The 10,419-nt window shown below is 63.1% G+C and carries 12 protein-coding genes and 2 tRNA genes; 11 read left to right on the plus strand and 3 right to left on the minus strand.

Features of this window, described 5'->3' with window-relative positions:
- The first annotated feature begins 57 nt into the window (after window positions 1-57).
- The 11 genes from plsX to VNM24_14615 all read left to right on the plus strand — a co-directional run bounded on the left by plsX (window position 58) and on the right by VNM24_14615 (window position 9,289).
- Window positions 58-1,074, plus strand: coding sequence for a phosphate acyltransferase PlsX (plsX, locus tag VNM24_14565; GenBank protein HWQ39804.1), 1,017 nt, complete (start codon window positions 58-60; stop codon window positions 1,072-1,074).
- Window positions 1,071-2,030: a beta-ketoacyl-ACP synthase III gene (locus tag VNM24_14570; GenBank protein ID HWQ39805.1), complete on the plus strand. Its 960-nt coding sequence runs from the start codon at window positions 1,071-1,073 to the stop codon at window positions 2,028-2,030. The genes plsX and VNM24_14570 overlap by 4 nt, the downstream gene beginning before the upstream one ends.
- 23 nt (window positions 2,031-2,053) lie before the next feature.
- On the plus strand, window positions 2,054-3,007 hold the full coding sequence (fabD, locus tag VNM24_14575; GenBank protein ID HWQ39806.1) for an ACP S-malonyltransferase: 954 nt from the start codon (window positions 2,054-2,056) through the stop codon (window positions 3,005-3,007).
- Window positions 3,004-3,750 (plus strand): 3-oxoacyl-ACP reductase FabG, encoded by a 747-nt coding sequence (gene fabG, locus VNM24_14580; GenBank protein HWQ39807.1) that lies wholly within the window; start codon window positions 3,004-3,006, stop codon window positions 3,748-3,750. The genes fabD and fabG overlap by 4 nt, the downstream gene beginning before the upstream one ends.
- Window positions 3,751-3,865: 115 nt before the next feature.
- On the plus strand, window positions 3,866-4,105 hold the full coding sequence (gene acpP, locus VNM24_14585) for an acyl carrier protein (protein HWQ39808.1): 240 nt from the start codon (window positions 3,866-3,868) through the stop codon (window positions 4,103-4,105).
- 33 nt (window positions 4,106-4,138) lie between these two features.
- Window positions 4,139-5,377 carry a beta-ketoacyl-ACP synthase II gene (gene fabF, locus VNM24_14590; GenBank protein HWQ39809.1) on the plus strand — a complete coding sequence of 413 codons (1,239 nt, stop codon included), beginning with the start codon at window positions 4,139-4,141 and terminating at the stop codon, window positions 5,375-5,377.
- Window positions 5,378-5,436: 59 nt separating this feature from the next.
- Window positions 5,437-6,495, plus strand: a complete 1,059-nt coding sequence (mltG, locus tag VNM24_14595) for an endolytic transglycosylase MltG (GenBank protein HWQ39810.1) — start codon at window positions 5,437-5,439, stop codon at window positions 6,493-6,495.
- Window positions 6,492-7,115 (plus strand): dTMP kinase, encoded by a 624-nt coding sequence (gene tmk, locus VNM24_14600; GenBank protein ID HWQ39811.1) that lies wholly within the window; start codon window positions 6,492-6,494, stop codon window positions 7,113-7,115. Before mltG ends, tmk begins: the two co-directional genes overlap by 4 nt.
- A 44-nt stretch (window positions 7,116-7,159) precedes the next feature.
- Window positions 7,160-8,095: a hypothetical protein gene (locus VNM24_14605; protein HWQ39812.1), complete on the plus strand. Its 936-nt coding sequence runs from the start codon at window positions 7,160-7,162 to the stop codon at window positions 8,093-8,095.
- A 9-nt stretch (window positions 8,096-8,104) separates the two neighbouring features.
- Complete coding sequence (locus VNM24_14610) at window positions 8,105-8,476, plus strand: PilZ domain-containing protein (protein HWQ39813.1); 372 nt, start codon at window positions 8,105-8,107, stop codon at window positions 8,474-8,476.
- A 39-nt stretch (window positions 8,477-8,515) separates the two neighbouring features.
- Window positions 8,516-9,289, plus strand: a complete 774-nt coding sequence (locus tag VNM24_14615; GenBank protein ID HWQ39814.1) for a TatD family hydrolase — start codon at window positions 8,516-8,518, stop codon at window positions 9,287-9,289.
- A 55-nt stretch (window positions 9,290-9,344) separates the two neighbouring features.
- On the opposite strand, the gene VNM24_14620 is transcribed toward VNM24_14615, so the two are convergent.
- The 3 genes from VNM24_14620 to VNM24_14630 form a co-directional block, all read right to left on the minus strand.
- Window positions 9,345-10,109 carry an RNA methyltransferase gene (locus VNM24_14620; GenBank protein HWQ39815.1) on the minus strand — a complete coding sequence of 255 codons (765 nt, stop codon included), beginning with the start codon at window positions 10,107-10,109 and terminating at the stop codon, window positions 9,345-9,347.
- Between the two features lie 71 nt (window positions 10,110-10,180).
- Window positions 10,181-10,265: transfer RNA gene (locus tag VNM24_14625), tRNA-Leu, on the minus strand.
- Between the two features lie 47 nt (window positions 10,266-10,312).
- Window positions 10,313-10,386 (minus strand) — tRNA-Cys (locus tag VNM24_14630).
- Window positions 10,387-10,419: the final 33 nt, after the last annotated feature.

A 10,419-nucleotide genomic window follows, 5' to 3' on the forward strand; every position in this document is an offset into this window, starting at 1 on the left:
CTCGGAAGCCTTCAACCGGCGCCCGCCTCCCGGCGCGCGCCCAGCCCAGGGTCGGACATGGCAGTCACGATCGCGCTTGATTGCATGGGAGGAGACTTCGGTGCGTCGGTCACGGTTGACGCGGCACTGCGTTTTCTGGATCGCGCCACCGATGCACGCATCGTACTCGTGGGCCTGCCACAGGCGATCGAGGCCGAGTTGCGGCGCCACCACGCTGCGGCGGGCGAGCGTCTCGGCATTCAGCCCGCCTCCGAGGTCGTGGCAATGGACGAACCTCCCGCGCAAGCCTTGCGCGCCAAACGCGACTCTTCGATGCGGGTGGCGGTGGATCTGGTCAAGGAGGGCGCCGCCGACGCCTGCGTGAGTGCCGGCAACACCGGTGCGCTGATGGCGATCTCGCGCTTCGTGCTCAAGATGCTGCCGGGGATCGAGCGTCCGGCGATCGCGTCCTTTCTGCCGACTTTGCGCGGCCGCACTTGTGTGCTGGACCTGGGCGCCAACGTGGATTGCACGGCGGAGCACCTGCTTCAGTTTGCGGTGATGGGGTCGTGCCTGGTCAGCGCCGTCGATAAAGTCGAGCGTCCCAGCGTCGGGCTGCTCAATGTCGGCGAAGAGGAAATAAAGGGAAACGAGGTCGTGAAGCGGGCTGCGGAGCTGCTGCGCGAAAGCGGGCTCAATTTCTACGGCAACGTCGAAGGCACCGACATCTACAAGGGTACGACCGACGTCATCGTCTGCGACGGCTTCGTCGGCAACGTGGCGCTGAAGACCTCCGAGGGCCTGGCCCAGATGCTCGCGCGTTACCTGCGCGATGAATTCAAGCGCAATGCGCTGACCAAGCTGAGTGGCCTGATCGCCCTGCCCGTGATCAACCGTTTTCGTCACCGGGTCGACCACCGCCGCTACAACGGGGCGAGTCTGCTCGGGCTAAAAGGCATCGTGGTGAAAAGTCATGGTTCCGCGGACAGCTACGCGTTCGGTTTCGCGATCGAGCGTGCCTACGAGGAGGCACGCCACAACATGTTGACCAAGATCGGCGAGCGCATGGCCTCGGTTCAGCAGAAGGCGGCATGAGCTACTCCAGGATCATCGGCACCGGGAGCTATCTGCCCGAAAGGGTGCTGACCAATCGCGACCTGGAGCGCATGGTCGAAACCACCGACCAGTGGATTGTCACGCGCACCGGGATCCGGGAACGGCACATCGCCGCTGATGGAGAGCTGGCCAGCGATCTGGCGCAAAAGGCGGCAGGCAACGCACTGCGCTCGGCCGACGTAACGGCGCGCGACATCGACCTCATCATCGTTGCCACGACCACGCCGGACATGGTCTTTCCAGGGACCGCCTGTATCCTGCAGAGCAAGCTGGGCATCGTGGGCTGCCCCGCCTTCGATGTTCAGGCGGTGTGCAGCGGCTTCATCTATGCGCTGGCCACTGCCGACCTCTACATCAAGGCTGGCCAGGCCCGACGCGCACTGGTCGTCGGGTCGGAGGTCTACTCCCGCATTCTCGACTGGAGCGATCGCTCCACCTGCGTGTTGTTCGGCGACGGCGCGGGGGCGGTCGTGCTGGAGGCTTCCGGCGAGCCCGGCGTGCTGGCATCGAAACTGCACGCCGACGGCAGCTACCGAGACAAACTCGCCGTTCCCGGGCATGTCTGCGGCGGCAAGGTGTGCGGCAGCCCGTTCGTGCACATGGACGGCGCCGCGGTATTCAAGTTCGCCGTGAAGGTTTTCGAGGAAGTCGCCTACGAAGTGCTGTCCGCGGCGGGCAAGAACATAGCAGACGTGGATTGGTTCATTCCGCATCAGGCCAATATCCGCATCATGGAAGCCACCGCGCGAAAGCTCGGATTGCCTGCCGAGCGGCTGATCTCGACGGTGCAGCATCACGGTAACACTTCTGCTGCTTCGATTCCGCTCGCCTTGGATGAAGCGGTGCAAGCCGGCAAGATCCAGCGCGGACAGACCTTGCTGCTCGAAGGGGTGGGCGGCGGCTTCACCTGGGGCGCCGTGCTGTTGCGCTACTAGGTCTTGCGTCGAGAACATAGGCGATGGGGCTTGCGTTCGTATTTCCCGGTCAGGGCTCGCAATCGGTCGGGATGATGAAAGCCTACGAAGCCCTGCCTTCGGTAAGGGAGACGTTCGGGGAGGCTTCCGCGGCACTCGGAGCGGATCTCTGGAAACTCGTGGCGGAGGGGCCCGCCGACCAATTGAACCTTACCGTCAATACTCAACCGGTCATGCTCGTGGCTGGCGTGGCGCTGTATCGCGCGTGGCGGGCGGCAGGCGGACCCGTACCGTCGAGCTTAGCGGGACACAGTCTTGGAGAGTACAGCGCGCTGGTCGTGGCTGGTGCCATCGACTTCGCTGAGGCAGTGCGACTGGTGCGCTTGCGCGCCGAGTACATGCAGGACGCGGTTCCGGCGGGGGTTGGCGCAATGGCGGCGATACTCGGTCTAGACGATGACCAGGTCCGGGCAGCCTGCGCTCAGGCAAGCCGCGATGGCGAAGCGGCAGAGGCGGCCAACTTCAACGCGCCCGGGCAGGTTGTGGTCGCAGGTAACAAACCGGCGGTGGAACGGGCGATCGAGGCTGCCAAGGGCAAAGGTGCAAAGCGGGCCATGCTGTTGCCCATGAGTGTGCCGTCGCATTGCTCGCTGATGAAACCCGCCGCCGAACGCCTGCAAGCGTGGCTTGCAAGTGTGGTCATCCGGCGACCCTCGATTCCGGTCTATCAGAATGCCGACGTGGCGCCTGCCGCTTCGGAAGACGCCGTGAAGGCGGCGCTGGTGCGACAGCTTTGCCAGCCGGTGCGCTGGGTCGACACGATCAACACCCTGGTCGCGGGAGGCGCCGAGATCATCGTGGAATGCGGACCTGGAAAGGTGTTGACCGGGCTGAACAAGCGCATCGCGCCGGATGTGACCGCGCTGACGCTGGGCGATGCCGAGAGCTTCGAGGCCGCTTTGACGACCGTGAGGACGCGGCCAATACAGGGAGGATGAAGATGTTGCAGGGAAGGGTGGCGCTGGTCACGGGGGCGAGTCGCGGGATCGGAGCCGCGATCGGGCTCGCGCTGGGCCAAGCTGGCGCCAAGGTGCTCGGCACCGCAACGACGGAAAGTGGCGCGCAGTCCATCTCGGGGCGGCTCGCCGATGCAGGCATCGAAGGCGGCGGTCTGGTGCTGAACGTGACCGACGCGACCTCCTGCGAGCAGGTCGTCGCGGAGGCGGAGAAGCGCTTTGGCGCAATCCATGTGCTGGTAAACAACGCGGGCGTCACGCGCGACAATCTGCTCATGCGAATGAAGGATGCCGAGTGGGATGAGATCATGGACGTGAACCTGAAGTCGGTCTACCGATTATCCAAGCTGGTCATTCGCTCTATGATCAAGGCCCGCTATGGCCGCATCGTCAACCTGACGTCCGTCGTCGGCTTTACCGGCAACGCCGGACAGACCAACTATGCGGCGGCAAAGGCCGGCATCGTCGGCTTCAGCAAGGCTCTGGCGCGCGAAGTGGGCAGCCGAAACATCACGGTCAATTGCGTGGCCCCGGGATTCATTGACACCGACATGACGCGCACGCTGCCCGATGCTCAGAAGCAGGCTATGCTCGCAGGTGTTCCTCTCGGGCGCTTCGGCCTGCCCGAAGAGGTGGCTGCCGCCGTGGTGTTCCTCGCCTCCGACGGGGCTGGTTACGTGACTGGCAGTACGATCCACGTCAACGGCGGCATGCTGATGGATTGACCGCCGTGCATTTCCAAGTTTGCTAGAATACGCGCCGTCTTTCTCGGGACCGTCTGCCACGGCAGCGCCCTAGATCTGCACAGGCACACGCAAGCTCACAAAGAAGGGATACTGAATGGAATCCATCGAACAACGCGTCAAGAAGATCGTCGCAGAGCAGCTCGGCGTGAACGAGGCCGACATCAAGAACGAGTCAACGTTCGTCGACGACTTGGGCGCCGATTCCCTTGATACCGTCGAACTGGTGATGGCGCTCGAGGAAGAGTTCGAGTGCGAGATTCCGGACGAGGAAGCTGAGAAGATTACCTCCGTTCAACAGGCGATCGACTACATCAAGGCCCACCTCAACACCTGAGGCCGTTTTTCATCTATCGCCACTGGAGCCCAGTTGTCCCGACGCCGAGTCGTCATCACCGGGCTGGGAATCGTCTGTCCGGTCGGTAACACGGTCAAAGAAGCCTGGTCCAACATCCTCGCGGGCAAGTCCGGTATCACGCGGATAACCCGTTTCGATGCCTCCCCCTTCGCGTCCCAGATTGCCGGCGAAGTGAAGGATTTCGACGTCTCGCAGTATCTGTCCCCGAAAGAGGCGAGGCGTTTCGACGTTTTCATCCACTACGGTATGGCGGCCGGCATTCAGGCGTTGAAGGACGCCGGCATAGAGCCCCATCCGCCGCAGCCCGAGCGCATTGGCGTGAACATCGGTTCGGGCATCGGCGGCCTGCCGATGATCGAGGAGACGCACAGACTGTTTCTCGAGGTCGGTCCGCGCAAGATATCTCCGTTCTTCATTCCTGGTGCCATCATCAACATGGCGGCGGGAAACCTTTCCATCATGTACGGATTGAAGGGACCATGCCTGGCCATGGTGACGGCCTGCACCACCGCGACGCATTGCATCGGTGAATCCGCCCGGCTGATCGAGTACGGCGATGTGGACGTCATGCTCGCGGGCGGGTCGGAAGCGTCGGTGTGCGCTCTGGGGATCGGAGGCTTCTCGGCTTCTCGAGCGTTGTCCACGCGCAACGAGGATCCGGCTACCGCAAGCCGCCCCTGGGACGTAGACCGGGATGGTTTCGTCCTGGGAGAGGGTGCCGGCGTGGTTGTGCTCGAGGAGTACGAACACGCCAGGAGACGTGGTGCAAGGATCTACTGCGAGCTTGCCGGGTACGGCATGAGTGCGGATGCTCACCATATCACCGCGCCATGCGAGGACGGCGAAGGTGCGGCCCGCTGCATGGTCAATGCACTCAGGAATGGGTCGATCAATGCCGACGAGGTCGACTACATCAACGCGCACGGCACGTCCACCCCGCTGGGCGACATCGCTGAAACGGTGGCGATCAAAAGGGCCTTTGGCGATCACGCCAGGCGCATCGCAGTGAGTTCGACAAAGTCGAGCACGGGCCATCTGCTCGGGGCGGCCGGCGGGGTGGAAGCGGTGTTTTCGGCGCTCGCGGTCAAGGAACAAATGGCTCCGCCGACCATCAATCTGTTCAAGCAGGACCCGCAGTGCGATCTGGACTTCGTGCCGAATGCGGCGCGCAAGATGAACATCCGGGTTGCGCTCTCCAATTCCTTCGGATTTGGCGGGACAAACGGAACGCTCGCGTTCCGCGCCATTTGAACGAGGCGCGCTAGTCGCCGCCGCGCCTCGGGCAATCGCGCCGAATCGAGCTTGCTCGCATGGGGCTTTTCAAGCGCGCTCGCGATCGAAGGTGGTTTTCCTCCGAGGCTGAACGTCGCCGCGGCAACCGTCTTCTGCGCGCAAGCCTCCTGCTGGCATTGGCGGTGGCCATCGCGGGTGGCGCGTGGCTCTACCGCTATGCGACTACTCCAGTCATGCCACCAGAGGCGTCGCGCCAGTTCCACATCAATCAAGGCCAGGGTCTGCGCCAGGTCGCCCGCAGTCTCGAGAGCAAGAAGATCATTTCCAGCGCGGACGCCTTCGTCTTGCTGGCGCGCCTGCTCGGCAAGGCCGAGGACGTCAAGGCTGGAACCTATGAAGTCGCGGATGCGGTTACGCCCCTGACCCTGCTCAACAAGCTGGCGCGCGGCGAGTTCGCGAGAGGGCAGATCACGTTCGTTGAAGGGTGGACATTCAGGCACGTTCGCGCCGCGCTGGACAGCCATCCGGGCTTGCGGCACGACACGCAGACGCTGACCCCGGAGCAGATCCTGAGCAAACTCGACGTTCCGGAAAGGCATCCCGAAGGGTTGTTCTTCCCCGACACGTATTTCTTCTCATCTGGTACCAGCGACCTCCTCATCCTTCGGCAGGCCTATCTGAAGATGCGGCAGGTACTGTCCGAACTCTGGCCGCAGCGCGCCAAGGGCCTACCGCTATTTTCGCCGTACGAAGCGCTGATTCTGGCGTCCATCGTGGAAAAGGAAACCGGGGTGGAGGAAGAGCGCGAGATGGTCGCCGCGGTGTTCGTGAACCGCCTGAAACGCGGCATGCGCCTGCAGGCCGATCCCACGGTGATCTACGGGCTGGGAGAGGATTTCGACGGCAATCTGCGCCGTCGCGACCTGCTCATGGATCAGCCGTACAACACCTACACGCGCAGCGGCTTGCCGCCGACTCCGGTAGCCATGCCCGGAGAACGCGCGTTGCGCGCGACGCTCAATCCGGCGAAAAGCGCTGCCTTGTATTTCGTGGCGCGCGGCGACGGGAGCCACGTGTTTTCCAGCTCCTTGAGCGAGCATAACCGAGCCGTTCAGAAGTTTCAGAAAGCCCCGTGACCGGCGGACGATTCATCACCTTCGAAGGGGTCGACGGCGCGGGCAAGAGCACCCACTTGGCCTGGTCGGCGGAATGGTTCCGTGGACGCGGTTACATCATCACGGTGACCAGAGAGCCGGGGGGCACGCCGCTGGGAGAGAAGCTGCGCAACCTCCTGCTGCACGGGGAGCCGATGCTTCAGCCGGAAACGGAAGCCTTGCTCATGTTTGCCGCGCGAAAAGAGCATCTTGAGCGCGTCATCCGCCCCGCACTGGACCGCGGAGAAATCGTCCTGTGCGACCGCTTCACGGATGCAAGTTTCGCCTATCAGGGAGGAGGGCGCGGCGTGCCGTTCGATCGACTACGAGAGCTGGAGGAGTGGATCCAGGCCGGATTCCAGCCTCATCTGACGCTGTATTTCGACCTTCCGGTGGAAGCAGCCCGCGCCCGGATCGCTGGCCTGAAGACGCTTGACCGTTTCGAACGGGAGGATCCACGCTTTTTCGAGCGCGTCCGCGCAGCCTATCTGCGCCGCGTGAAGGAGGCGCCGAACCGGATCGTAGTGATCGACGCAGGGCAGAGCATCGCAGCAGTCCAGGCAGAGCTCGAGCGGCAATTGCTTCGCCTATGTCAGCCCTAGATCTTCCCTGGTTAGCCGCTGCGCTCGCCCGGCTGCCACCCGTCGTGCCCGCCGCCTTGCTGCTGCATGGCCAGCGGGGAATGGGGAAGAACCTGCTGGCGCGCAGCTTGGCAAGATCGATTCTGTGCGAGGCTCCACGCGGCATGGGGCGCGCGTGCGGTAACTGTTCGGCCTGCCGGCTCATGGATGCGGGCACCCACCCAGACTATCGCGAACTGCTGCCCGGCGCGGAGGACAGTGCGCTCCGGGAAGGGGGAGAGATTGCGCCAGCAAGGAAGCCGGGCGTTCAGATCCCGGTATCCGCCGTGCGAGAGTTGGCTGACTTGTCCGTGATGAGCTCGCATCGCGGACGCGGGCGAGTCGCGCTGATCTCTCCTGCCGAGTCGCTGCACTCAAGCGCGGCCAACGCGCTGCTGAAAATCCTGGAGGAGCCTCCCCCGGGAATGCACTTTCTTCTCGTGAGTCACGAGCCGCAGCGGCTCCTGCCGACCGTGATCAGTCGTTGCTTTCGGCTACCGGTCGCAAGGCCAGCCCCGGAAGTGGCCGTGCGGCATCTCGCAACTGCCGATCGGGCGCGCGCCGAACTGGCTCTCGCGTTGAGTGGCTACGCGCCGATCGCTGCGGGCGATCTGATCGCAGACCAGGAGTTCTGGACGCTGCGGGCCGAGTTCTTCAGCGAATTCTGGCGTAGGGGGTCGGATCCCCTGGAGCTCGCGTCGCGCGCCGAGGCCTTCGACCCTGCGATGCTCGCACGACTTCTACTCATGGCTTGTCACGATCTGCTGGCTGGCAAGCACGAATTGCCGGCCCGCTACCATTTGGATTACCAAGGAGAGATCCGGGCCAGAGGCGCGGTACTTTCCGCGGCCTCGATTGCCGGCTGGGTCGATCGCATCCTGCAATATGCGCGTTCGGCCTATCATCCGCTCAACCGCCGTCTGGCGCTCGAAGCACTGTTTGCCGCGCTCCCCGAAACCTGAGGAGAACCCATGTCGGAGAACGATCGCCTCGCGTCCGTACCCGCGCGCCCCGGTGCCTTGGCTCTGAACATCCGCGAGCAGGCCATCCTGTATGCGGCCTACATGCCCTTTGTCAAGGGAGGCGGCATCTTCATACCCACCACCAAACCCTATCGCCTGGGCGTTGAGATCTTCATGCTCATCGGCTTACTTGGTGATCCGAACAAGATCCCGGTTGCGGGCAAAGTGGTCTGGATTACCCCGGCTGGCAGCCAAGGCGGCCGAGCGCAGGGCGTCGGGGTCCAGTTCCAGGCCGATGAGAGTGGATCCGCTGCCCGCGCCCGGATCGAGGGCTTGCTGGCTGGCCAGCTGGCGCTGAATCGTCCTACTCATACCATGTAGAGATGAGCTCAGGTTCAGCTCTCAAGTATGTGATCGATGGTGCTTGCTGATTCGCATTGCCATCTCAGCTTCCCCGAACTGGCAGGAGCGCTTGATGCCGTGGTCGGACGCATGAAGGAGGCGGAGGTCGCCTATGCGCTTTGTGTATCGGTAGATCTTGAGACATTTTCAGAAGTCCATAGGATAGTATCCAGTTTTAAAAACATTTTTGCCTCAGCAGGAGAGCATCCGACTCATGCTCCTGGCGCCACAACAGACGAGGATGCGCTGATTCGTGCCGCCAGCGCACCTGGAGTCGTTGCGGTCGGCGAAACCGGGCTTGACTACTATCGCTCCGAAGGCGATCTCGAGTGGCAGAGAAAGCGTTTCCGAGACCATATTCGCGTTGCCAGAAAGCTCGGAAAACCCCTGATTGTTCACACCCGTCAAGCAGCCCTAGACACCCTGCGCCTGCTTGACGAGGAAGGTGCCGCGGAGGTTGGGGGGGTCATGCACTGCTTCACCGACTCTTGGGCAGTTGCAGAGGCTGCCCTAGGGCTCGGGTTCTACATCTCCTTCTCGGGCATCATTACTTTCAAGAATGCGGATGCGCTTCGCGAGGTGGCCAAGAAGGTTCCAATGGATCGACTTCTGATCGAGACCGACGCGCCGTATCTGGCGCCTGTGCCACTTCGTGGAAAGCGCAACGAGCCAGCCTACGTGCGCTACGTGGCAGAGCAAGTCGCGGCGCTCCGGGGCGTGCCTCTCGAAGCCTTGGCCGCAGCGACCACCGAAAATTTCTTTCGCCTGTTCAAAGAGGCGCGGCGCGAATAACGCTACTGCGTATAATGATTATTATGTCAAGTTATATTCGGTCGCGATCCCGCTTTCACTTTCGTCCAGAAAAACCTTCTTGTCGTAGGCGCTCGCAGCAGACCATGGCCACGGCAGCGGCGACATTGAGCGACTCAACCCATTCGCTGATCGGGATTCGAATGGTGGCGTCCGCCTGATTTAGGAGGTCCTTGTCAAGCCCCTGCCCCTCGGCGCCGAAGAGCACTGCACAGGAACCTGTCAAGTCGACATCAAAGAGCGGTGGACCGGAACGCGGCGCGGTCGCGTACACCTTTCCCGGGAAACCTTCCAGGAGCTTCCACAGGTCGGCACGGTCGACGATCGGCAGGACGAAATGGGCGCCCATGCCGCCACGCAGGCACTTGGGCGACCAAGGATCGGCACACGCGGGACAGAGCGCCGCCGCAGCCGCACGGATCGCGGCAGCCGTGCGCAGGATCGAACCAAGATTGCCGGGGTCTTGCACCCCTTGCAAGAGAACCCAGAAGCCTTCCAGCTTTGGCTTGCGCTCGACTCTGGGAATGTCGACAACGGCAAGAACTCCGGTGGGGGTTTGAACGGGCGCGAGCGCCTCGAACAGGGAATCCGGGAGCGTCACCAGCCTGCCGGGTTCGAAGCTCGAGAGCAGATCCGCGACCTCGGCAGATTTGCTTGCTGTGTCGCTCAAGATGAGCGTGGCGCTTTGCAGGCCGAGGCGACGGGCGTAAGCCTGAACGAGGTGGGCGCCATCGAGCAAGGTCTTGCCCAGGCGGCGGCGATCGCGCGCAGACGCGGCCAGACGTCGCACGAGCTTCAGCAAGGGATTGCGTGCGGAGGTAATTCGTTCCAAGGAGTGCGCGCCCACGGGGCTCGTGCTCGCTGTACTCCAGTTGGTGCCCGGGGCGGGAGTCGAACCCGCACGCCCTGCGGCCCGGGATTTTAAGTCCCGTGCGTCTACCAGTTTCGCCACCCGGGCCCGCCGGAGACTTGCTGCCAGCATAGCGCGAAGCCGCGAGGAGAAGTTGGAGGCGGGGGTCGGAATCGAACCGGCGTCCACGGCTTTGCAGGCCGCTGCATGACCACTCTGCCACCCCGCCGGATGAAACACGAAGGGAAGGCGCTCAGGCCTT

Source organism: Burkholderiales bacterium (assembly GCA_035560005.1).
Classification (GTDB): domain Bacteria; phylum Pseudomonadota; class Gammaproteobacteria; order Burkholderiales; family Eutrophovitaceae; genus DASRFY01.

Excerpts from the sequence above, each read along its gene's own strand:
- plsX (HWQ39804.1), top strand. The coding sequence starts at position 58 with ATGGCAGTCACGATCGCGCTTGATTGCATGGGAGGAGACTTCGGTGCG.
- VNM24_14570 (HWQ39805.1), top strand. The coding sequence starts at position 1,071 with ATGAGCTACTCCAGGATCATCGGCACCGGGAGCTATCTGCCCGAAAGG.
- fabD (HWQ39806.1), top strand. The coding sequence starts at position 2,054 with ATGGGGCTTGCGTTCGTATTTCCCGGTCAGGGCTCGCAATCGGTCGGG.
- fabG (HWQ39807.1), top strand. The coding sequence starts at position 3,004 with ATGAAGATGTTGCAGGGAAGGGTGGCGCTGGTCACGGGGGCGAGTCGC.
- acpP (HWQ39808.1), top strand. The coding sequence starts at position 3,866 with ATGGAATCCATCGAACAACGCGTCAAGAAGATCGTCGCAGAGCAGCTC.
- mltG (HWQ39810.1), top strand. The coding sequence starts at position 5,437 with ATGGGGCTTTTCAAGCGCGCTCGCGATCGAAGGTGGTTTTCCTCCGAG.
- VNM24_14610 (HWQ39813.1), top strand. The coding sequence starts at position 8,105 with ATGTCGGAGAACGATCGCCTCGCGTCCGTACCCGCGCGCCCCGGTGCC.